At 30.5% G+C, this 21,589-nt stretch carries 22 protein-coding genes and 1 tRNA gene; 8 read left to right on the top strand and 15 right to left on the bottom strand.

What is annotated here, in order from left to right; translation table 11 throughout:
- A complete protein-coding gene (locus CLV86_RS09485) occupies positions 1-729 on the bottom strand; it encodes a hypothetical protein (protein ID WP_076731625.1) in 729 nt (242 codons plus the stop codon).
- A gap of 119 nt (positions 730-848) precedes the next feature.
- On the opposite strand from CLV86_RS09485, the gene CLV86_RS09480 reads away from it, so the two are divergent.
- From CLV86_RS09480 to CLV86_RS09455, 6 genes are all read left to right on the top strand, one after another.
- Positions 849-1,490 carry a thymidine kinase gene (locus tag CLV86_RS09480; protein ID WP_076731624.1) on the top strand — a complete coding sequence of 214 codons (642 nt, stop codon included), beginning with the start codon at positions 849-851 and terminating at the stop codon, positions 1,488-1,490.
- Complete coding sequence (gene alr, locus CLV86_RS09475; RefSeq protein ID WP_121051884.1) at positions 1,483-2,589, top strand: alanine racemase; 1,107 nt, start codon at positions 1,483-1,485, stop codon at positions 2,587-2,589. The genes CLV86_RS09480 and alr overlap by 8 nt, the downstream gene beginning before the upstream one ends.
- 99 nt (positions 2,590-2,688) lie before the next feature.
- Complete coding sequence (mscL, locus tag CLV86_RS09470; protein ID WP_121051882.1) at positions 2,689-3,090, top strand: large conductance mechanosensitive channel protein MscL; 402 nt, start codon at positions 2,689-2,691, stop codon at positions 3,088-3,090.
- A 162-nt stretch (positions 3,091-3,252) separates the two neighbouring features.
- Positions 3,253-4,242, top strand: a complete 990-nt coding sequence (locus CLV86_RS09465; protein ID WP_121051880.1) for an aspartate-semialdehyde dehydrogenase — start codon at positions 3,253-3,255, stop codon at positions 4,240-4,242.
- A gap of 160 nt (positions 4,243-4,402) precedes the next feature.
- Positions 4,403-6,568: a prolyl oligopeptidase family serine peptidase gene (locus CLV86_RS09460; RefSeq protein WP_121051878.1), complete on the top strand. Its 2,166-nt coding sequence runs from the start codon at positions 4,403-4,405 to the stop codon at positions 6,566-6,568.
- A gap of 67 nt (positions 6,569-6,635) precedes the next feature.
- Entirely contained in the window at positions 6,636-7,556 is a 921-nt protein-coding gene (locus CLV86_RS09455) for an ABC transporter ATP-binding protein (RefSeq protein WP_121051876.1), read from the top strand.
- Here the strand turns inward: CLV86_RS09455 and CLV86_RS09450 are convergent.
- From CLV86_RS09450 to pdxA, 10 genes are all read right to left on the bottom strand, one after another.
- The gene (locus CLV86_RS09450) at positions 7,540-7,989 is read right to left on the bottom strand and encodes a 3-oxoacyl-ACP synthase (RefSeq protein ID WP_076731618.1); all 450 of its coding nucleotides are present in this window, start codon (positions 7,987-7,989) and stop codon (positions 7,540-7,542) included. The two genes, CLV86_RS09455 and CLV86_RS09450, sit on opposite strands and share 17 nt — an antisense overlap.
- Positions 7,989-8,669 carry a monofunctional biosynthetic peptidoglycan transglycosylase gene (gene mtgA / locus CLV86_RS09445; RefSeq protein ID WP_121051874.1) on the bottom strand — a complete coding sequence of 227 codons (681 nt, stop codon included), beginning with the start codon at positions 8,667-8,669 and terminating at the stop codon, positions 7,989-7,991. The genes CLV86_RS09450 and mtgA overlap by 1 nt, the downstream gene beginning before the upstream one ends.
- 3 nt (positions 8,670-8,672) lie before the next feature.
- On the bottom strand, positions 8,673-9,788 hold the full coding sequence (locus CLV86_RS09440) for an NAD(P)/FAD-dependent oxidoreductase (protein WP_121051872.1): 1,116 nt from the start codon (positions 9,786-9,788) through the stop codon (positions 8,673-8,675).
- A gap of 92 nt (positions 9,789-9,880) precedes the next feature.
- Positions 9,881-12,643, bottom strand: a complete 2,763-nt coding sequence (locus tag CLV86_RS14360) for a zinc-dependent metalloprotease (protein WP_121051870.1) — start codon at positions 12,641-12,643, stop codon at positions 9,881-9,883.
- Positions 12,644-12,903: 260 nt separating this feature from the next.
- Positions 12,904-14,256, bottom strand: coding sequence for an acetyl-CoA carboxylase biotin carboxylase subunit (accC, locus tag CLV86_RS09430; protein ID WP_076731614.1), 1,353 nt, complete (start codon positions 14,254-14,256; stop codon positions 12,904-12,906).
- A gap of 92 nt (positions 14,257-14,348) precedes the next feature.
- A complete protein-coding gene (gene accB, locus CLV86_RS09425; protein WP_121051868.1) occupies positions 14,349-14,831 on the bottom strand; it encodes an acetyl-CoA carboxylase biotin carboxyl carrier protein in 483 nt (160 codons plus the stop codon).
- A 33-nt stretch (positions 14,832-14,864) separates the two neighbouring features.
- Positions 14,865-15,860, bottom strand: a complete 996-nt coding sequence (locus tag CLV86_RS09420) for a beta-ketoacyl-ACP synthase III (protein ID WP_121051866.1) — start codon at positions 15,858-15,860, stop codon at positions 14,865-14,867.
- A 177-nt stretch (positions 15,861-16,037) separates the two neighbouring features.
- A complete protein-coding gene (gene rpmF / locus CLV86_RS09415; protein ID WP_013869593.1) occupies positions 16,038-16,241 on the bottom strand; it encodes a 50S ribosomal protein L32 in 204 nt (67 codons plus the stop codon).
- 9 nt (positions 16,242-16,250) lie between these two features.
- The gene (locus tag CLV86_RS09410; RefSeq protein WP_076731611.1) at positions 16,251-16,790 is read right to left on the bottom strand and encodes a YceD family protein; all 540 of its coding nucleotides are present in this window, start codon (positions 16,788-16,790) and stop codon (positions 16,251-16,253) included.
- Positions 16,791-16,862: 72 nt separating this feature from the next.
- On the bottom strand, positions 16,863-17,942 hold the full coding sequence (pdxA, locus tag CLV86_RS09405; protein ID WP_076731610.1) for a 4-hydroxythreonine-4-phosphate dehydrogenase PdxA: 1,080 nt from the start codon (positions 17,940-17,942) through the stop codon (positions 16,863-16,865).
- A 66-nt stretch (positions 17,943-18,008) separates the two neighbouring features.
- Here pdxA and CLV86_RS09400 point away from each other — a divergent pair, with 66 nt between their 5' ends.
- Positions 18,009-18,599 (top strand): riboflavin synthase, encoded by a 591-nt coding sequence (locus CLV86_RS09400; RefSeq protein ID WP_121051864.1) that lies wholly within the window; start codon positions 18,009-18,011, stop codon positions 18,597-18,599.
- Position 18,600: 1 nt separating this feature from the next.
- Here the strand turns inward: CLV86_RS09400 and CLV86_RS09395 are convergent, their stop codons facing one another.
- The 4 genes from CLV86_RS09395 to mce all read right to left on the bottom strand — a co-directional run bounded on the left by CLV86_RS09395 (position 18,601) and on the right by mce (position 21,048).
- Positions 18,601-18,807 carry a hypothetical protein gene (locus CLV86_RS09395; RefSeq protein WP_076731608.1) on the bottom strand — a complete coding sequence of 69 codons (207 nt, stop codon included), beginning with the start codon at positions 18,805-18,807 and terminating at the stop codon, positions 18,601-18,603.
- A gap of 200 nt (positions 18,808-19,007) precedes the next feature.
- A complete protein-coding gene (locus CLV86_RS09390; protein ID WP_076731607.1) occupies positions 19,008-20,387 on the bottom strand; it encodes a sugar porter family MFS transporter in 1,380 nt (459 codons plus the stop codon).
- A gap of 123 nt (positions 20,388-20,510) precedes the next feature.
- Positions 20,511-20,584: transfer RNA gene (locus CLV86_RS09385), tRNA-Ile, on the bottom strand.
- A gap of 62 nt (positions 20,585-20,646) precedes the next feature.
- Positions 20,647-21,048: a methylmalonyl-CoA epimerase gene (gene mce, locus CLV86_RS09380; RefSeq protein ID WP_121051862.1), complete on the bottom strand. Its 402-nt coding sequence runs from the start codon at positions 21,046-21,048 to the stop codon at positions 20,647-20,649.
- Positions 21,049-21,183: 135 nt separating this feature from the next.
- On the opposite strand from mce, the gene rbfA reads away from it, so the two are divergent.
- The gene (gene rbfA / locus CLV86_RS09375) at positions 21,184-21,585 is read left to right on the top strand and encodes a 30S ribosome-binding factor RbfA (RefSeq protein ID WP_076731605.1); all 402 of its coding nucleotides are present in this window, start codon (positions 21,184-21,186) and stop codon (positions 21,583-21,585) included.
- Positions 21,586-21,589 lie beyond the last annotated feature (4 nt).

Here is a 21,589-nt window from a genome sequence, read left to right as displayed (position 1 = left end):
TTAATTAAATCTAGCCTCAATAATCTCCATAAAACGCTCCGTATATTCCTCTTTAGATTCCCAAGACTCATAATCTGGTTTTACAGTAGTTTCAATAAAATTTTTAGCTTCATTAAAACTAGTCATTGTGTTTAATTGCGAAATAACACGATCGTATTCCACATTTTTCCCATCAAACAAATGTTTAATAAAAGCTAATTTATCATTTAAACCTATACTTAAACCACGTGATTTTAATTTATCGTTTAAAGATTTCTTTTCTGGAGGTTTAACATCACTAACTTTATCGAATACAGGTATTTTATCGAAATCTGCTGTTATTTCTTCAAAATCATTTTTATGGTATTTAGGTTTAATAGCTTCAAAAACATCATCAACCTGTTGCGTTTCTTGTGGCATTTGCGCAACCATGTCTTTAATTTTCTCCATTAAAGGCTCCATTATTTCTTCGTCATCGCGCTCATCTACATTAACATAGGTTTTATTTCCAACCTCAATATTATCGCTTACCGTATTGTTAAATGCGGTATCTAACATACCAAAGAACGAAGAGTCGTTGCCTATAGTTGGCAAATCTTCCTCAAAATTCTCTTGTGCAAATTTTAAAACTGTAAGTTTTTCGTATAAAGCAGCCACTTCTGTATGCATTTTATTTACATCCTCTTTTCCTTTTAGTTTAAGAATCTTATGAGCAATACTCATTAATTCGGATTCTAATTTCTTCTTCATAAAATTAAATTTTTTATAATTATTGAAATTTATACAATTTAGGCCTTAGATTTTTAATAAATTTGAGCCACCTTTATAGCAACGAGAAATTTATCTCGTTTGTTTGATAAAATTACGAAATGTTTCTTGAAAATACAGTAAATCAAAAAGAACAATTTGGTTGGATTGAAGTTATTTGCGGATCTATGTTCTCTGGAAAAACCGAAGAACTAATTCGCAGACTAAAACGTGCTCAATTTGCAAAACAAAAAGTTGAGATTTTTAAACCTGCAATAGATGTTCGTTATGACGACGAAATGGTGGTCTCTCACGATGCAAACGAAATACGCTCTACACCAGTACCTGCTGCAGCTAATATTCCTATTTTAGCAGACGGTTGTGATGTAGTTGGTATAGATGAAGCTCAATTTTTTGATGACGAGATTGTACGCATTTGCAACGATTTAGCAAATAAAGGTATTCGAGTAATTGTTGCTGGCTTAGATATGGATTTTAAAGGTAATCCATTTGGTCCTATGCCAAATTTAATGGCAACTGCAGAATATGTTACTAAAGTACATGCCGTTTGCACAAGAACAGGAAATTTAGCTCAATTTAGCTACCGTAAAAATAAAAGTGAGGATCTTGTATTATTAGGTGAAACCGAAGAGTATGAACCTTTAAGTCGTGCAGCATATTACAAAGCAGTAACAAGAGAAAAAATAAAAGCTTTAAATGTTAATGATGCTCAAGAGTTAAAATCTAAAGATAAAGATGCCTAAAGGTCAAGAAACCGTTCTGGAAATAGACTTAAACGCTTTAAAACACAATGTTACTTTTATTAAATCTAAACTTAAAAGCAACACAAAGTTTTTAGCTGTAGTTAAAGCATTTGCTTATGGCAGCGATGCTATTGAAATAGCAAAATATTTAGAAACTTTAAATGTAGATTATTTTGCTGTTGCTTATACAGACGAAGGCATAGCTCTTAGAAACGCAGGTGTAAATACACCAATTTTAGTATTACATCCACTTCCTATAAATTTTAAAGATATTGTAGAATACCGCTTAGAGCCTAATATTTACTCTCAAAGAGTTTTAAATAACTTTATAACAACATCTAAAGAACTAAAACAAAACAATTATCCTATTCATTTAAAATTTAATACAGGTTTAAATAGATTAGGTTTTGCTGAAAATGAGATTACCACTATTGCTAATAAACTACAAGAAACACAAGCTATTAAAGTAAAATCTATTTTCTCTCATTTAGCAGCAAGTGAGGATAAAAATGAAGAGAAGTTTACCTTAAACCAAATTGAAAGTTTCAAAAATATTTCAAAAAAAATAATAGATCTTTTAGGCTATCAATCTATTCTACATCAATGTAATACTTCTGGAATATTAAATTATCCTCAAGCGCATTTTAATATGGTAAGAAGTGGTATTGGGCTATATGGTTTTGGAAATGATAAAGAAATTAATAAAAAACTTAAACCTATTGCAACTTTAAAAACAAGTATTTCGCAAATACACACTATAAAAAAAGGAGATAGTTTGGGTTACAACCGCGCTTTTATTGCAAAAGAAACCACAAAAACGGCTACTTTACCTATTGGTCATGCAGATGGTATAAATCGCCTCTTTGGTAATGGAAAAGGATTTGTTTACATAAATAACCAAAAAGCACCAATTATAGGAAATGTTTGTATGGACATGATTATGGTAGATGTTACAAACATTGCATGTCAAGAAAGTGACGAAGTTATTGTTTTTGGTCCACAACATTCGGCAGAAGATTTAGCAGAAAGTATAAATTCTATTTCTTACGAATTGCTAACATCCGTATCTCAACGTGTTAAACGCACGTTTTATCGATAACTATATAAGCTTTTACATTACGACCTTATGATTTTTTAAAAAATTAAGCTAAATTTAATTTTATAATTAATAATTCAACTAATATTAAAAATTAAAATTATGCTTAAAGAATTTAAGGATTTTATTATGACAGGAAATGTCATAGATTTAGCTGTAGCAGTTATTCTTGCTGGAGCTGTAGGAATGGTAGTAAACGGCTTCGTATCGGACATTATGATGCCAATTGTTGGTAATTTTGCTGGCGGTGTAGATTTTGCCGATTTAAAATATGTATTATCTCCAGCTACAATAGGTGCGGATGGAGTTGTTACAAAACCAGAAAATGCTATTATGTATGGTAAATGGATAAACTCAATAATAAACTTAATTATTGTTGGATTTGTATTATTTATGATTGTTAAAGCTTATAATAAAACAAAAACTCCTCCGGCTCCAGCTGCTCCAGCAGGACCATCTGAGTTAGACATATTAAAAGAAATTAGAGATGCTTTAAAAAAGTAATTTAATTTTTTTAAAATATTTTATAAAAATCGGTTTTGTATTGCAAAACCGATTTTTTTTATGCTGTATTTTTACGAAAAAAATAATTATTTTTTTTACACTAACTATTACAAATACAATAGCTTTGTAATTCTATTTTAATTTAGAATAAAATATTAAGTTATGAAATTAGCAGTTATTGGTGTTACAGGCATGGTTGGTGAAGTTATGCGCACAGTACTAGAAGAACGAAATTTTAAAATTACAGAATTTATTCCTGTTGCTTCAGAACGTTCTGTAGGAAAAAAAATAAATTTTAAAAACAAAGAGTTTACAATTGTAAGTTTGGCAGATGCAGTTGCAATGAAACCTGACGTAGCTTTATTTTCGGCAGGCGGAAACACATCTTTAGAATGGGCTCCAAAATTTGCAGAAGTTGGTACAACAGTAATTGATAATTCTTCGGCATGGAGAATGGATCATTCTAAAAAATTAATAGTTCCAGAAATTAATGCAAGCGAGCTATCAAAAAGCGATAAAATTATTGCTAACCCTAATTGTTCTACCATACAAATGGTAATGGCTTTAGCACCACTTCATAAAAAATATAAAATAAAGAGAATTGTAGTATCTACATATCAATCTATTTCTGGAACTGGTGTAAAAGCAGTACAACAGTTAGAAAATGAAATGGCTGGTATAGATGGTGATATGGCTTACCATTATCCTATTCATAAAAATGCAATTCCGCATTGCGATGTTTTTGAAGAAAACGGATATACTAAAGAAGAAATGAAATTAGTGCGTGAAACGCAAAAAATTCTTAACGATAAAACTATTGCCGTAACTGCAACAGCTGTTAGAATTCCTACTTCAGGAGGACATAGCGAAGCTGTAAATGTAGAATTTGAAAACGATTTTAATATTGCAGATGTAAAGCAATTATTAACTGAAACAGATGGAGTAACATTACAAGATAATTTAGACACAAACACCTATCCAATGCCGCTATACGCTAATGGTAAAGATGATGTTTTTGTAGGTAGAATTCGTAGAGATGGTTCACAACCTAATACTTTAAATCTTTGGGTAGTAAGTGATAATCTTAGAAAAGGTGCCGCAACAAATACTGTACAAATAGCAGAATATTTAGTAAAAAATAATTTAGTGTAATTATAATATTGTTAAAAACAGATTTAAACACACTTATTAAAAACCTAAATTACTTTTAATTTAAAAATTAATAGTAAATCATTTTAGTCTTTAAAAGCGCTTTCAATTATAAGGAAGCGCTTTTTTTGTTTATTTTTATACTCTATAAAATTTAGTAGCCATGAAAAAATTAGCAATTTGCTTAATAACACTTTCAATTATTATGTCTTGTAAAGAAGAGCAAAAAAGTAAAAAAGAAATTACACTTAACTATCCAGAAACACAAAAAACAGATACTGTAGACACATACTTTGGAACAGAAGTTAAAGACCCATACAGATGGCTAGAAGATGATAGAAGTGAGGAAACTATGGCTTGGGTAAAAGCACAAAATAAAACTACATACGGCTATTTAGACAACATTCCATTTAGAAATGAATTAAAGGATAGATTAACAAAATTATGGAACTACGAGAAAATTGGAGCGCCTTTTAAAGAAGGAGATTACACTTATTTTTCTAAAAACACAGGACTTCAAAATCAATATGTAATTTATAGATATAAAACAGGAGAAGACCCAAAAACTGCAACTGTATTTTTAGATCCAAATAGTTTTAGTGATGATGGTACAACCTCATTGGGTGGTACTAGTTTTTCTAAAGATGGAAAAATACTAGCCTACGCAATTTCTGAAGGTGGAAGCGACTGGAGGAAAATATTAATAATGAATACAGAAACAAAAGAAATTATTGAAGACACCATAGTAGATGTAAAATTTAGTGGCATGTCTTGGTACAAGAATGAAGGTTTCTATTATTCTAGTTACGACAAACCAAAAGGAAGTGAACTTTCTGCAAAAACAGATCAACATAAAGTGTATTACCATAAACTAGGTACTTCTCAAAAAGATGATAAAGTTATTTATGGTGCAACTCCAGAAGAAAAACACAGATATATTTATGCAAGTGTAACAGAAGATAATAACTACCTATTAATATCACCTCGTACATCTACTTCTGGAAACAAACTTTACATAAAAGATTTAACTAAAACCAACGCTCCTTTAATAGAAGTTATTGGAAATACAGATAGTGATACTTATTTATTAGAAAATGTAGGCTCTAAACTTTACCTAGTAACAAATTTAAATGCACCAAATCAAAAAATTGTTACAGTAGATGCATCAAATCCTACTCCAGAAAATTGGGTTGATTTTATACCAGAAACTAAAAATGTTTTGAGTCCTTCTACAGCAGGTGGTTATATTTTTACTAATTATATGGTAGATGCCGTTTCTCAAATTTTTCAATACGATTACTCTGGAAAATTAGTTAGAGAAGTAAAACTACCAAGTATTGGAACTGCTGGAGGTTTTGGAGCTAAAAAAGAAGACAAGGAATTATACTACTCATTTACAAACTATGTAACACCTAATAATATTTATAAATATAATATTGAAAATGGAACTTCAGAACTATATAAAAAATCGAGTATAGATTTTAATTATGATGATTATGAAAGCACACAAGTTTTTTATTCTTCAAAAGATGGTACAAAAATTCCAATGATAATTACACATAAAAAAGGTATTGAGCTTAACGGAAAAAACCCAACAATTCTTTATGGTTATGGAGGTTTTAATATTAGTTTAACGCCAAGTTTTAGTATTGTAAATGCTGTTTGGATGGAGCAAGGTGGTATTTATGCTGTTGCAAATTTAAGAGGTGGTGGAGAATACGGAAAAGAATGGCACGATGCAGGAACACAATTAAAAAAACAAAATGTTTTTGATGATTTTATTGCTGCAGCAGAATATTTAATAACAAAAAATTATACCACATCAGAATATTTAGCAATAAAAGGAGGATCTAACGGAGGACTACTAGTTGGTGCTACTATGACACAAAGACCAGATTTAATGAAAGTTGCTTTACCTGCTGTTGGCGTTTTAGATATGTTACGTTATCATACATTTACAGCTGGCGCTGGCTGGGCATACGATTATGGAACAGCTGAGGATAACAAAGAAATGTTCGAATATTTAAAAAACTATTCTCCTGTACATAATGTAAAAGAAGGAACACAATATCCTGCAACTTTAATAACCACAGGCGATCATGATGATAGAGTTGTACCAGCACACAGTTTTAAATTTGCGGCAGAATTACAAGCAAAACAATCTGGAGATAATCCAACATTAATTAGAATAGAAACAGATGCAGGTCATGGTGCAGGAACTCCTGTAAGTAAAACTATAGAACAAGCTGCAGATGTTTTTGGATTTACACTTTATAACATGGGTTATAACGTATTGCCTAGTAAAACGAAAGATGAATTTAAAGACTAGAAATTTATAATATATTTTAGACCTTAAAATCTTTATAGACTTTAAGGTCTAATTATATTTATACAATATGTTAAAAGTAAATAACCTATCATTTAATTATAATAAATCTCCAATATTAAAAGCACTTTCTTTTAATGTAAAACCAGGAGAATACCTTGCTATAATTGGCGAAAGTGGTTCTGGAAAAAGCACACTTTTAAAAGTACTTCGTGGTGAATACGACTTAAATAACGGAACTGTATTCTGGAAAAAAGAACAAATTCTTGGTCCAAAACATAATTTAGTAATTGGTTATGATTTTATGAAATATGTTGCTCAAGAATTTGAGTTAGAACCTTTTATTTCGGTTGCAGAAAATATAGGACAACATCTTTCAAACTTTTACAAAGAAGAAAAAAAAGAACGCATTGCAGAACTTCTACAAGTTGTAGAGCTTACTGCTGTAGCAACAACTAAGGTAAAGCTATTAAGTGGTGGACAAAAACAACGTGTTGCATTAGCACGAGCCTTAGCAAAAGCTCCAGAAATTTTATTATTAGATGAGCCTTTTAGCCATATAGATAATTTTAAAAAACAATCGCTAAGGCGCAGTATTTTTAAATATTTAAAGGATAAAAATATTACTTGTATTGTTGCTACCCATGACAAAGAAGATGTTTTAGGTTTTGCAGATAACATGCTTGTTTTAAACAATAACAAAATTGAAGCTTACAACACTCCTAAACAATTATATAAAGACCCAAAGACTGCTTTAGTTGCTTCTTTTTTTGGAGAATTTAATATTATAAATAATGATATTATTTATGCACATCAATTAAAAATAGTAGATAGTTCCAACTTAAAAGCAATCGTAAAAAACAATTATTTTAAAGGACATTATTATTTAATTGAAGCTAATTTAAATGGAGAAAATGTATTTTTTAAAAACAGTAAAAACCTAGAAAAAGGTACTATTATTTATTTAAAGAAAATTAAAAAACCTCACTAATAACAAATTTAGTATCTCTAAAAACTACTGTATCGCCAACTGTTTTAGAAACTAATAAAAGACCTATTGGTGTATTAGGTGAGATTGCATAAAATTTAATATTATCAACCTCTAGTTCACCAGCACTAATACTAATAAAGTAATTTGCTTTATTAGTATAAACTACACTTCCGGGTTTTATTATTTTAGACTGATTAGTAATATCAATTTTAGATAAATTTGTTTTAATTTTTATAATTTCTGCAAGTTGATTTCCTGCTTTTTCTCTCTCTAATTGTAACATTGCTCTGCCTGTTTCATGTTTGTCTCCTGCACTGCTTTTTGTTTCGGAAAGTAGAGATTCTTGTATTTCATTCATTGTAGCTTTAACTGTTAACAAACGATTATCTATGGCATTTAAACACAAGTTATATAACTTTTCTTTTACTGTCATTATTTAGTTTTTAAGTTTAAAGTACCATAAAATTGCATTTGCTTTACAATCCATTGTTTTCTTTGTTGAATAAAAGAAGAAGCTGGGTTTGCTTTATATTTTCTAGGGTTGGGTAATATAGAAGCTATTGCAGCTGCTTCATAACTTGTTAATTTAATTGCAGGTTTATTAAACCAAAATTGTGACGCTGCTTCAATTCCATAAACATTATCTCCCATTTCTATACTATTTAAATAGACTTCTAGAATACGCTCTTTAGTCCAAATTTTTTCAATTAAAAATGTAAAATAAGTTTCTAAACCTTTTCTAAACCAACTTCTTTTTGGCCATAAAAACACATTTTTTGCCGTTTGTTGGCTTATGGTACTTCCTCCTTTTATACGTTTTCCTTTCTTATTATGCTCGTAAGCTTTTTCAATAGCTTCAATATCAAATCCATTATGTGAAACAAATTTTTGATCTTCACTACAAATAACTGCTAATTGTATGTTCTTAGACATTTCCTCAATGGGAATCCAATTATGTTTCCATAGTTTTTTTTCTGATGGGTTTTCAAAATAGCGAATTACCATTAATGGCGTTACAGGAACAGGTACAAATTTAAAAACCACAACTAATCCTATTGAAAGTACAACACTCCAAAAAAATAATTTAACTATAAATCTAAACAGTTTCTTCATAAATTATTTTAAAAAATCTGCTAATTGTTTACCAATATTACTTCCAATAGCAACTCCCATTCCTCCTAATCTAACTCCACAAAACACATTATTACTCAATTGCTTTATAATTGGTTTTTTTTGGCTTCCTACACCCATAATACCACTCCAGCGATGTTCTATTTCAAAAGCTGTATTTGGTAAAATAGTAGATTTAAGCAACTCTTCTAATTTATTTTGAATAATATTAGTTAAAGCCATTGTAGTAGTTTCTTCGGTTTTAAAATCTAGATGCCTACCACCACCTAAGAGTATTCTATTATTTATGTTTCTAAAATAGTAATAGCCTTCTTCTAAATGAAAAGTACCTTTTATTTGTAAATTTTTAATTGGTTTGGTAATTAATACTTGTGCTCTTGCTGGCTTTACTTTTTCTTTAATTAACTGTGAAGCAAAACCGTTAGTTGCAATTAAAAGTTTAGATGTAGTAAATTCAAACTGATTAGTTTTAACTTTAACGGATTCTCCAATATCTATAAAAGATTCAACAACCGTATTGTTTAGTATTTTAACTCCTTTACTTAATACCAATTGTGTTAATGATAACATCATTTTACCGGTATCTATTTGGCCTTCAAATTGGTTAAAAACAATCTTTGGCTTAATATTTTTAAATTGAAAGTTATTTGGTTTTATACTAAAAACATCTGCTTTAAATAATGGTTTTAAAAATTTATTAATGCTTTCTTTTTTAGATAAGCAGTCTTCAAATAATACATTATTTTTTTTTGAAAACAATTCGTAGCCGCCCAATGGTTTATAATCTATTACCTTGTCTCCTAAAGTTTCTCTTAGTTGTTTTAAGCCATCTTGTCTCTGTTTTACTAAATCTAAAACCTCTTCGTTAGAATGTTGCTTTAAATCGGCTAGTATTTCGCTTAAACTACCAAAACATGCAAATCCTGCATTTTTTGTACTTGCTCCTTGCGGTAAAATACCTTTTTCAAGAATTAAAATATTGGCTTTTGGAAATCTCTCTTTTAATTGCAAAGCACAGTTTAGTCCCACAATACCACTTCCTACTATTGTATAATCTACATTGCTTAACCATGTTTTTATTTCCCAAAAAGACATCTCCATAAAACGAAAATAGCTTAAATATTTAAACTATTATAAAATAAAAAAACTCCGAAATTGCTTTCGGAGTTTTTAATTTATTTAAAAGTAGAAAATTATTCTACAATAATCTTTTTAGTTATTGTTCTATCTCCGTCTTTTACATTTAATAAATACATTCCAGATTGAACATCTCCTAAGTTAATAGCTTCATTAAATGCTCCTGAAGTTGTGTAAGATTTATTATAAACCGAACGACCTCTAACATCAAATATAGAAATAGCTATATCATTAGATACTGAGTTAAATTTAATATTAAACTCTCCGTTGTTTGGGTTTGGAAAAACTGAGAATGAATTTTCTAAATCAAAATCTGTTGTTCCTAAAATTGGAATATTACCTGTTTCGCAAATAGTTAAAGTTAAGCTATTCCAAGTAGCTCTATTTCCATCTACTATAATATCTCCAATATTAAAAATCCAGTCACCTAAAGAATTTTCTCCGTCTGCAAAACTTAAAGGTTCTAGAGGTTGAAGAGAAAGGTTAGTACTTGTACTTGTACATGCATTTGGAATACCTTCGTCATCGTAAGTTATTAATGCATCTGGTAATCCAGCACATCCATTATTAGTACCAGATTGTAAGAAATGTAAATTTGTTTGATCTCCAAAAGGGCCTCTTATAGCCATTGCTAATTCAGCATTATTTGTAGTAGTAACATCTACGCTTATATTTAAATCTGAAATAGTTTTAGAGTCGTTTACTGTTAAAATAAATCCTCCAAAGGTTGCATCGTTTTCTTCTAAAAGCGTATTTGCTGCAAAAAAGTAATCTTGGCAAACATCTCCTGGTCCGTAAGTATAATTACCTACTGCAAAATATTCATCATTAACATTAAAGAATATATTGTTAGAAGCCTTAACCATAATTCTACAATATGGTGCACTAATATTACTAGGTACAGTAATATTATAAGATCCTGTATTTGGTACATTAGTAGCTAAAACTACATCAAAATCTTCTGCATCTTGAGTTTGAGATGTAGATAATAAAATATCTACGCTTGATTCATTTATACCATTTCCTGTAGTTCCTGCAACATCCCAAGTAATAGTTTCTGTACTTCCTGGCGTCCATACTATTTGATCTGTATCTTGCGAAGTAACTATAAATGGTCCAGCAACTGCATTTACATTAACTGTCATTTCATCTACAGCAGTCTGTCCTCCAGTAGCATCGTTATCTCTAACTGTTAATCTGAAATTTTGAGATCTTGCTACAGAAGCAAGTTTTTCCCAAGTTGTAGAAACACCTCCGTTAGCTACAACACTTGCTAATTGAGGTATAACTCTTGTAGGACTTGATGTTCCTTCAAACGATCTTACCATTGGTCCTGTAAAGTTAGTTTCTTCTGGTAATCCTGCTGGTCCTAAATCGTACTGTTCCCATGTGTAAGTATGCGTAGCTGTTCCGTCAGTATCTGTTGATGATCCAGTTAACATATATGGTGTAGATTTTGGAATAGTATAATTTGATCCTGCATTTGATGTTGGAGCACTGTTTCCTGTTGGAGTTGTTGTTGCACATTGACTGTTTCCAGAAAATACATTATCCCAAATCATTTGTAAACTTTTTTGATGGAAATAAGCATCACTATTACTTTGAACGTTTTGTGGTGCACAAATACCTGCATATGCCATAATTGTAGTACCACTTCCTGGCTCGTAAGCGTTAGTAGCTTCTCTATTACTTCCAGCACAATTACCTGTGTTTCCATTAAATGTATGTGGTGCTCCAAATTGGTGTCCTAATTCATGAGCAACAAAATCTACATCGTAAGCATCGCCAACTGGCGCTGGTAAACCTGTAATACCTCTTGCTTTGTTTCCTGTACAAGGAGAATTTAACTGTGCTAAACCTCCACCACCTGTACTAAAGGTGTGACCAATATCATAATTTGCAGTACCTATAGCACCATCGATTACTGTTTGACTTTGGTTTATTAATGTTCCTGCATTATCATTGTTAAAATTATCTGAATTGATAAATACAATTGTATCATTATTTGCAACAAGCGTCATTGTTATAGATAAATCTCTTTCATAAATTTGATTGTTTCTATTTATTGTAACAACAATCGCTGCCATAACTGCAACTTTTTTTGAAGCTTCAGTATCTCCAGCTGCAAGTCCTGCAGCCATCCAGTGAAAAGAAGAATATTCAATAGTTGTAGCTATAGCTAATCTGAAATTTCTTAATAAACCGTCATTAGCATTCATTTGTGCTGCACTATTAGAAGCTCTATTTTCATAAATTTCTTCTCCTTCAATTACTCCACATTCCCATGGCTCATTAAGCATAGGTAAATCTTTTTTAGAGTATACTATATAGTCATTATTGTTTTTTGAATATGGATCAATAAATTGAGTTCCATTATTGTTAGACATAGACATTGTGTGTAGTCCTTGAGGAGTAATACTAAATCGAATTACAGTTCCTGGAGTATTAACACTTTCTCCTATATATGTTCTTAATTGTGGATATTTGTTTTGAAGTGCTTCTTCCATTACTGGTGCTTCCTTCACTCTATAAGATTCAAACGTTCCTTCTGCTGTTGGAAAATCTACTATAACATTAGACGTTCCAGCAAAATTATTTCTATTTGGAGCGTTCTGTAATTGTTGCTTTAAAGCGTTAATATCTAACTGATAAAATTCTGCTTTATTTGGTTCTGTTTTTCTATAAACTAATTCGTTATTAGATGCTTTGCTGTAAGACGTTTTAGTCCAAAAAGATTTCCCATTTTGGGAAAATGCTGGTAGTGTTAATAGTACTGAAAGTACTAAAGTAAAAAACCAGTTAAAGTAAAGTTTTTTCATGATTATTTTTTATTTTAATAAATGTGCTTAAATATATGCTGATAATGAAGAATGGGCAACTATTTGAAGTTAAAATTTATGAATATGCTACTAAAAGCAGTATATAATTATAATTTTAAGATATTTCCTTTCTTTTAAGGATATAATTTTTTTAGTCAATTAAAAAATAGTATAAACTACTAAATAAAAAAAATTAATTTTTAGCAATAAGTATTTTTAAAACTAAAACAGCGACTTAAATATTTAAGTCGCTGTTTTTTTTAATCTTCAATTGGTTTTTGCATTACAAAATCTTCCATAAATTTTGTAGTATAATTCCCTGATAGATAATCTGGATGATCCATTAATTGTCTATGGAATGGTATTGTTGTTTTAATGCCTTCTATTACAAATTCATCTAAGGCACGTTTCATTTTATTTATAGCTTCTTCTCTTGTTTGAGCAGTTGTAATTAACTTAGCAATCATTGAATCGTAATTTGGCGGGATAGAATATCCTGCATATACGTGAGTATCTAAACGAACGCCGTGTCCTCCTGGTGCATGTAAAGTTGTAATTTTACCTGGTGAAGGTCTAAAATCGTTATATGGATCTTCAGCATTAATTCTACATTCTATAGAGTGTAGTTGTGGTAAATAATGTTTTCCAGAAATAGGAACTCCAGCAGCAACAAGGATTTGTTCACGTATTAAATCGAAATCAATTACTTGCTCTGTAATTGGGTGTTCTACTTGAATACGTGTATTCATTTCCATAAAGTAGAAGTTACGGTGTTTATCTACCAAAAATTCTACTGTTCCTGCTCCTTCGTATTTAATATATTCTGCAGCTTTTACGGCTGCTTCACCCATTTTTTTACGTAAAGCTTTGGTCATGAATGGAGAAGGAACTTCTTCTGTAAGTTTTTGATGACGACGTTGTACAGAACAGTCTCTTTCTGATAAATGACATGCTTTACCATTAGAATCTCCTACAATTTGAATTTCAATATGGCGAGGCTCTTCAATAAGCTTTTCCATATACATATCATCATTTCCAAAAGCTGCTTTAGATTCTTGTCTTGCAGATTCCCATGCCTCTTGCAGATCTTCTTCTTTCCAAACGGCACGCATACCTTTTCCACCACCACCGGCAGAAGCTTTTAGCATAACTGGATAGCCTGTTTCTTTAGCTACTTTTTTACAATCTTCAAAATTCTCTATTACTCCTTCACTACCTGGTACACATGGTACTCCTGCAGCAATCATTGTTGATTTTGCATTTGCCTTGTCTCCCATTCTATCAATCATTTCTGGAGAGGCTCCAATAAATTTGATATCATGTTCGGTACAAATTTTAGAAAATTTAGCATTTTCTGATAAAAATCCATAACCTGGATGTATAGCATCTGCATTAGTAATTTCTGCAGCTGCTATTATGTTAGACATTTTTAAATATGATTCGCTACTTGGTGCTGGACCAATACAAACAGCTTCATCTGCAAATTTTACATGAAGACTATCTGCATCTGCAGTAGAGTATACTGCTACTGTTTTAATGCCCATTTCTTTACAGGTTCTAATAACACGTAGTGCTATTTCTCCTCTATTGGCAATTAATATTTTTTTAAACATAATTCTTTTGAGTTTATAAGTTTATAGGTTTACTTGTTTATTGCTCTAATTAGTAATGTAAGAGCTTTAAAATTTAAACTTTAAACTTCAGATTATGATGGGTCTACCAAAAATAATGGTTGATCGAACTCTACTGGAGAAGAGTCGTCCACTAAAACTTTAACTATTTTTCCTGAAACTTCAGATTCTATTTCGTTAAATAATTTCATAGCTTCAATTATACATAGTACATCTCCTACTGCAATAGATTGTCCTACCTCAACAAATAATGGTTTATCTGGAGATGGTTTTCTATAAAACGTTCCAATAATTGGAGATTTTACAGTTATATATTTAGAATTATCGTCTGCTGCTGGTGCTGCTGGAGCCTCACTTGCTACTGGCGCTGGCGCTGATGGAGGTGCAGCTTGCATTGGCATTTGTGGCATTTGTGCCATTGGCATTTGCTGTACAATTGTTGTTTCTTCAGATCCTGTTTTTATTGTAATCTTAACGTCTTCTGTTTCTAATTTAACCTCACTTGCACCAGATTTTGCTACAAATTTAATTAAGTTTTGAATGTCCTTTAAATCCATAATATAAGAGTTATTAAGTGTTTTTGTTAGTTTTTAAGAATTATAGGCCCACTTTAAATATATTGAGCCCCAAGTAAAGCCGCCTCCAAAGGCAGCAAAAATAATATTATCTCCTTTTTTTAGTTGCGATTCGTAGTCGTTTAATAATAAAGGTAATGTGGCAGAAGTAGTATTTCCATACTTATCTATATTCATCATTACTTTTTCACTATCTAATTCTATACGATTTGCTGTTGCATCTATAATGCGCTTGTTTGCTTGATGTGCTGCTAACCAAGCTATATCGTCTTTATTTAAATTATTTCTTTCTAGAATTTTAACTGCTACATCTGCCATATTAAATACAGCGTTTTTAAATACTGTTTTCCCGTCTTGAAAAACAAAATTTTCTTTTCTTTCTAAAGTTTCTGCTGTAACAGGATAAGAAGAACCACTTGATTTTACTTGAAGAAACTCTCTTCCAGCACCATTACTTCTCAAGTATTCGTCTTGCAATCCTAATCCTTCTTCATTTGGCTGAAATAAAACGGCTCCTGCTCCATCTCCAAAAATGATGCATGTTGCTCTGTCTTCATAGTTTATCATTGAAGAGTTTTTGTCTGCTCCAATAAGTAATACATTTTTATAACGTCCTGATTCTATATACTTGGCTGCTGTAGACATTCCGAATAAAAAGCTTGAACATGCTGCTTCCAAATCGTAAGAAAAAGCGTTTACGGCTCCTATTTCGGTTGCTGTATAAGCTGCTGTTGATGCTGCTTGCATATCTGGAGTAGCTGTTGCTACAATTACCAATTCTATGTTTTCAGGATTAACGTTAGATTTTTCAAGAAGGTTTTGCGCGGCTTTTATAGCCATATAGGAAGTTCCTTTACCTTCTCCTTTTAAGATACGACGCTCCTTGATACCTGTTCTTGAGGTTATCCATTCGTCGTTGGTATCGACCATAGATTCTAAAATCTTATTGGTTAATACGTATTCTGGCACATAAGCGCCTACAGCTGTAATTGCCGCAGAGATTTTACTCATATTTTTAAGTTAATTTGACCAAAAAATGACTAAAAACACCTAATTTTGGCATAATTTTAATCAAAATAGGAAATTTTGGTTAATTAAGTGCAAATTAAGTTGTTTTTAACTTAAAGAAAAATATATCATAAAAAAAACGCTCACGAGGGAGCGTTTTCTGTATGCACGCATAATAAATTATGCGATATTTTCTTCTGCTACTGCATTGTCAATTAAAACTTGACCTCTATAGTAAAGTTTACCTTCAAACCAATGTGCTCTATGGTATAAATGCGGCTCACCTGTTGTTGGGCAAGTTGCAACCTGTGGCGCAGTTGCTTTATAATGTGTTCTTCTCTTATCTCTTCTTGTTTTCGAGATTTTTCTTTTTGGATGTGCCATTTTATTTTTTTATTTATCCGTTAATAGTTTCTTTAATGTATTCCACCGAGGATCTATTTCCTCTTGGTCTTCTTTTATATCCTTTTCTTTAGGACTTAATTCTTCTAATTTTTTAAGTATGTCTGAATCTAATGTTCCATCTTCAACTCCTGGATGAACTCTTTTTGTTGGCATTGCTAATACAATTAATTCGTATACATATTGTTGTATATTAATTTCGTATTCTCCATGAGGAATGATTAATATATCTATATTTTCATCATTATATTCCTCTCCAAACTTAACAACTAAATCAAACTCATTGTTTAATGGTTGATTATAAGGTTCGTTTGTTACGTCACAATTTATATTAACTGTACCAGAAACTTCAAAATGTAGTTCTAAAAGTGTTGTTTTCTTTTCTAATTCAACATCTACTTTTAAATTACTACTATTAAAGTCATCATACTCAAAATACTCAAAGAACTTATTGTCAATTTCGTAATCAAAATGATGTTTTCCTACTTTTAGTCCTACAAATGGTATTGTAAACTCTTTCAATGGCTTCATTATCACATCTCTTTTGAGCCTGCAAATATACAAATATTTATTTATTGAACAGACTTATTAACAATTTTTTGTTTACTTCTTTTTAGATTCGTACTTTCTCTCGTCAAATCTCTTTCTTTTACTAATAGCAAGCGGATTTTTATTTAGCTCTATAAATTCATTTCTATTATTAAAAATACTTACAGCTGTAAATATTGCTTCTTTAAAAGAACTTGTATCTGCTTCACCTTTTCCTGCTATTTCATAGGCTGTTCCATGATCTGGAGAGGTTCTTACTTTATTTAATCCTGCTGTAAAATTTACTCCTTGCCCAAAAGATAAGGTTTTAAATGGTATTAGACCTTGATCGTGATAAGAGGCTATTATTGCATCGAAATTTTTATAATTATCGCTACCAAAAAAACTATCTGCTGCATATGGTCCAAAAACTAGCTTGCCGCTTTCTTTAATTTTTTGCAAGGTTGGACGCATTACAACATCATCTTCGTTTCCTATAACTCCATTATCACCATTATGAGGATTAATTCCTAAAACAGCAATTCTTGGTTTATTTATTCTAAAATCTTTTTTTAACGAGTTATATACTGTTTCTATTTTTTTTGTAATTAATTCTGAAGATATATGACTAGACACATCTTTTACAGGCACATGGTCTGTTAATAAACCAACTCTTAATGTGTTTGTTACCATAAACATTAAACTATCTCCTTCTAATTCTTTTGCCAAATAATCTGTATGGCCAGGAAATTTAAAAGTTTCAGATTGTATATTGCTTTTATTAATTGGTGCTGTAACTAATACATCTATAGTACCTTCCTTTAAAGATTGGGTTGCTGCTTCTAAAGATTTTATTGCATATTCACCTATTTTTACATCTTGTTTACCAAAATTAATATGTACGTTCTCTTTCCAGCAATTAACAATATTTACCTTTCCATGTATAATTTCTTTTACATTGTTAATTCCATTTAAATTTATATTTAATTTAAAATGGTTTTTAACAAAAGACATTGTTTTGGTAGAGGCAAAAATAACTGGAGTAAAAAAATCCAACATTCTATTGTCTTCAAATATTTTTAATACAATTTCAGAACCTATACCGTTTAAATCTCCTATAGAGATACCTACTATTATTTTTTCTTCTCTCTTCATTAATAATGCTAACTATTGTTCGTAATTTTACACTCGCAAATTTAACCAAATAATATAGTAAAAAGTATGTTTACAGGAATTATTGAAACCTTAGGTTATGTTACAAATCTTAATTATGAATTAGAAAATTTAAATATTACTGTAAAAAGTAATATCTCTAAGGAGCTAAAGATAGATCAAAGCGTTGCACATAATGGTGTTTGTTTAACAGTAATTGAAATTATAGACGATTGCTACACTGTTACAGCTATTAAAGAAACTCTAAACAAAACTAATATTGGAAAATTAAATATTGGCGATGTTATAAATTTAGAGCGCGCTATGAAATTGGGAGATAGACTAGATGGACATATTGTACAAGGACATGTTGACCAAACTGCAGAATGCACTAATATAAAAGAAACTAATGGGAGTTGGTTATATACTTTTAAATATGACTCTTTGCTTAATAATATTACTATAGAAAAAGGCTCTATAACCGTAAACGGTGTTAGCTTAACAGTTGTAAATTCTAAAAGAAGTGAGTTTAGTGTAGCAATAATACCATACACACATGAGCATACTAATTTTAAAAATTTTAAAATTGGCTCTACTGTAAATTTAGAATTTGATGTTATTGGAAAATACGTTTCTAGATTAAACGCATTAAATAAATAATTTAAATATGCTTTTTTCTAAGATGGTATATTTTATAAATACCAAATATTAAGCCAGCTCCTAATAATACAAGTATTCCATTATCGATAGGTAATGGTAAACCAACCGGTCCTGGACCTGATGGCGGAGGCGGAGGTGTTTGGGCTGAGCATACAAAACTTATTAATACAAATAAGGTTGAGGCAATTGTTTTTTTATCTTGTATCATAATTTCAGGCTGTAAATGTATAAAAAAAACCTTCTAAACAAAATTTTTGACTATATATTCGATTAAAAAATTATCTATAAACGGTGTTTTTTTTCGATAAAATGCTTAAAAAAGGATAGTTTAACAGTTTAATAAAAAAGGAAAGAGAACAAAACCCAAAAGTTTTTAATTAAAAAATCTTTTGGGTTCTATTTAGTTTTTTATTTCCAAAAACCTTCAATCTCTTCAAGAGATTTGCCTTTTGTTTCTGGTATAAATTTGTAGGTTACAAATACAATAATTAATATAAAAGCAATAAATATAAAGTACGGTAACGAACCATTCCAAGGAGCACTATTATTAGTTTCACTTCCCATTACTACAGGAAAAGATTGTGATACTATATAGTTTGCTGCCCATTGTGCAGCAACAGCTACAGACATAGCTACGCTTCGTATTTTATTTGGAAACATTTCTGATAGTAAAACCCAAACTACAGGACCCATAGATAGTGCAAATGAAGCGATAAACATAAGTACACCAATTAATGAAACCATACCAACATTTTCTTGCTGTAAACTAACTCCTAAGAGTAAAAATCCAACTATCATTCCTATAGAACCTATATAAAGTAAAGGTTTTCTTCCAAATTTATCTACTGTAAACATCGCTACAAATGTGAAAACTAAATTTACAAATGCTAATAATATTTGTTGCGCTAACACATCTTCTTTACCAAAACCTAATGCTTTTTCAAAAATATCTGCTCCATAGTATAATACAGCATTAATACCTGTAAACTGTTGAAGCATTGAAAGTACTGTACCAATTGCTATTATTACAAAAATAGCTTTAGAGAAGTAACTTACCTTAACGCCATCATTATCTTCATTTATAGATTTTTTAATAAGGTCTATTTCTTTTAAAGCATCTTTTTCATCTTCATTTATTTTTTTTAAAACAACCAATGCTTCATCATCATTTCCTTTTAAAGCCAGCCACCTTGGACTTTTTGGCACAAAGAATAATAAAATTAAAAACATTAAACTTGGCACTAACTCTGACCAAAACATTTGGCGCCAACCAAAAGCTATATTCTCTTCTATTGTTAAATCTTTTCCTATGTAGTATGTTGCAAGAAATACAACAAAAAAACCAATTACGATTGCTAACTGGTAATAAGTAACCATTCGTCCTCTAATATTTGACGGTGCAATTTCTGCAATGTACATTGGCGCATTCATTGATGCTACACCAATACCTAAGCCTCCTATTATTCTAAAAAATACTAACATGCTTACAGACTGAGGGAATATTTCTGGTAAGCCAGAACCATAAGCAGATAGAGAGAAAAATATAGCTGAAATTATTAACGACCATTTTCTTCCAATTTTTATACTTAATGGACCGGCTATAATAGCGCCAATAAAACAACCTAAAAGAGCACTACCAACAACCCATCCTTTTAGAGCATCACTTAAATTAAAGTATTCTGTTAAATAAAACTGTGCTCCATTAATTACACCTGTGTCGTATCCAAATAGTAAACCTCCTAAGGCAGAGACGGCAGCTATTAGCAGTAAAAAAACTCCTTTTTTCATTTTAAAAATATATTTAGTTAGTATTTAAGCTCTAAATATAAGGTATTATCTGTTTAAAAAAAGAATACAGTTTTAAAAACAAAAAAGCCTTTCAATCTCTTGAAAGGCTTTACAATTTTTAAGTGGTCCCACTTGGGCTCGAACCAAGGACCACCTGATTATGAGTCAGGTGCTCTAACCAACTGAGCTATGGGACCAAAATTGGTCTGCAAATCTAATATTATTTTTAAAAGACCACAAGAATTTATTTCTTTATTTCTTATTTTATTTCTTGACAGAGCTCAATAAGCACTCCATTAGACGATTTAGGGTGTAAAAAAGCAACTAATTTATTATCTGCTCCTTTTTTTGGTTTTTCATTTAAAACAATGAAACCTTCGGACTTAAGTCTTTCAATTTCAGCAACAATATCATCAACATCAAAAGCGATATGGTGGATTCCTTCTCCTTTTTTTTCTATAAATTTAGCAATTGGACTGTCATTTTTAGTTGCTTCTAACAATTCAATTTTATTTTCTCCTACTTGAAAAAAAGATGTATTTACACCTTCAGATTTTACTTCTTCAATTTTATAATGTGGTTTTCCAAAGAGTTTATTAAATAATTCGTTTGAATTTTTTAAACTTTTTACGGCAATACCTATATGTTCTATTTTATTCATATTTTATATTTTAAAGATATTATGTAATTTATACTTAAAAAGGTACAAATTTTGCTTTCAAAAATACTATAATATTTAAAAAGCGTATTTTTGCATTTCAAAGCAATTTAATAAAGCTTTGAATTAATACAACAGATGAAAACAGAAGAAAGTCAAAGACAAAAAAAAATAGGATCGGTTTTACAACGTGATCTAGTAGATATATTACAAACGGCAGCTACTCAAGGCGGTATGCGTGGTGTTATAATATCGGTATCAAAAGTTTCGGTAACTGTAGATTTATCTGTAGCAAAAGTATATTTAAGTATTTTTCCTAATGATAAAGCAAAGGAATTGGTTGAAGGTATAAAATCTAACCAACCTTTTATTCGTCATGAGTTAGCTCAACGTACAAAAAACCAATTACGTAGAATGCCACAACTTTACTTTTTTGTGGATGACTCTTTGGAGCATATTGATAAAATTGAACAGTCTTTAAAAGGAATTGATAATCCTTTAAAAGATCCTGATCTTCTAGGAAAACGTAAAAAATCTTAAAATT

Source organism: Lacinutrix venerupis (assembly GCF_003663945.1).
Taxonomy (GTDB): Bacteria; Bacteroidota; Bacteroidia; order Flavobacteriales; family Flavobacteriaceae; genus Lacinutrix; species Lacinutrix venerupis.
Note: the sequence above shows the minus strand (reverse complement) of the source record. Positions and strands in the feature narration are given on the sequence as shown.

Excerpts from the sequence above, each read along its gene's own strand:
- CLV86_RS09485 (WP_076731625.1), bottom strand. The coding sequence starts at position 729 with ATGAAGAAGAAATTAGAATCCGAATTAATGAGTATTGCTCATAAGATT.
- CLV86_RS09480 (WP_076731624.1), top strand. The coding sequence starts at position 849 with ATGTTTCTTGAAAATACAGTAAATCAAAAAGAACAATTTGGTTGGATT.
- alr (WP_121051884.1), top strand. The coding sequence starts at position 1,483 with ATGCCTAAAGGTCAAGAAACCGTTCTGGAAATAGACTTAAACGCTTTA.
- mscL (WP_121051882.1), top strand. The coding sequence starts at position 2,689 with ATGCTTAAAGAATTTAAGGATTTTATTATGACAGGAAATGTCATAGAT.
- CLV86_RS09465 (WP_121051880.1), top strand. The coding sequence starts at position 3,253 with ATGAAATTAGCAGTTATTGGTGTTACAGGCATGGTTGGTGAAGTTATG.
- CLV86_RS09460 (WP_121051878.1), top strand. The coding sequence starts at position 4,403 with ATGAAAAAATTAGCAATTTGCTTAATAACACTTTCAATTATTATGTCT.
- CLV86_RS09455 (WP_121051876.1), top strand. The coding sequence starts at position 6,636 with ATGTTAAAAGTAAATAACCTATCATTTAATTATAATAAATCTCCAATA.
- CLV86_RS09450 (WP_076731618.1), bottom strand. The coding sequence starts at position 7,989 with ATGACAGTAAAAGAAAAGTTATATAACTTGTGTTTAAATGCCATAGAT.
- mtgA (WP_121051874.1), bottom strand. The coding sequence starts at position 8,669 with ATGAAGAAACTGTTTAGATTTATAGTTAAATTATTTTTTTGGAGTGTT.
- CLV86_RS09440 (WP_121051872.1), bottom strand. The coding sequence starts at position 9,788 with ATGGAGATGTCTTTTTGGGAAATAAAAACATGGTTAAGCAATGTAGAT.
- CLV86_RS14360 (WP_121051870.1), bottom strand. The coding sequence starts at position 12,643 with ATGAAAAAACTTTACTTTAACTGGTTTTTTACTTTAGTACTTTCAGTA.
- accC (WP_076731614.1), bottom strand. The coding sequence starts at position 14,256 with ATGTTTAAAAAAATATTAATTGCCAATAGAGGAGAAATAGCACTACGT.
- accB (WP_121051868.1), bottom strand. The coding sequence starts at position 14,831 with ATGGATTTAAAGGACATTCAAAACTTAATTAAATTTGTAGCAAAATCT.
- CLV86_RS09420 (WP_121051866.1), bottom strand. The coding sequence starts at position 15,860 with ATGAGTAAAATCTCTGCGGCAATTACAGCTGTAGGCGCTTATGTGCCA.
- rpmF (WP_013869593.1), bottom strand. The coding sequence starts at position 16,241 with ATGGCACATCCAAAAAGAAAAATCTCGAAAACAAGAAGAGATAAGAGA.
- CLV86_RS09410 (WP_076731611.1), bottom strand. The coding sequence starts at position 16,790 with ATGAAGCCATTGAAAGAGTTTACAATACCATTTGTAGGACTAAAAGTA.
- pdxA (WP_076731610.1), bottom strand. The coding sequence starts at position 17,942 with ATGAAGAGAGAAGAAAAAATAATAGTAGGTATCTCTATAGGAGATTTA.
- CLV86_RS09400 (WP_121051864.1), top strand. The coding sequence starts at position 18,009 with ATGTTTACAGGAATTATTGAAACCTTAGGTTATGTTACAAATCTTAAT.
- CLV86_RS09395 (WP_076731608.1), bottom strand. The coding sequence starts at position 18,807 with ATGATACAAGATAAAAAAACAATTGCCTCAACCTTATTTGTATTAATA.
- CLV86_RS09390 (WP_076731607.1), bottom strand. The coding sequence starts at position 20,387 with ATGAAAAAAGGAGTTTTTTTACTGCTAATAGCTGCCGTCTCTGCCTTA.
- mce (WP_121051862.1), bottom strand. The coding sequence starts at position 21,048 with ATGAATAAAATAGAACATATAGGTATTGCCGTAAAAAGTTTAAAAAAT.
- rbfA (WP_076731605.1), top strand. The coding sequence starts at position 21,184 with ATGAAAACAGAAGAAAGTCAAAGACAAAAAAAAATAGGATCGGTTTTA.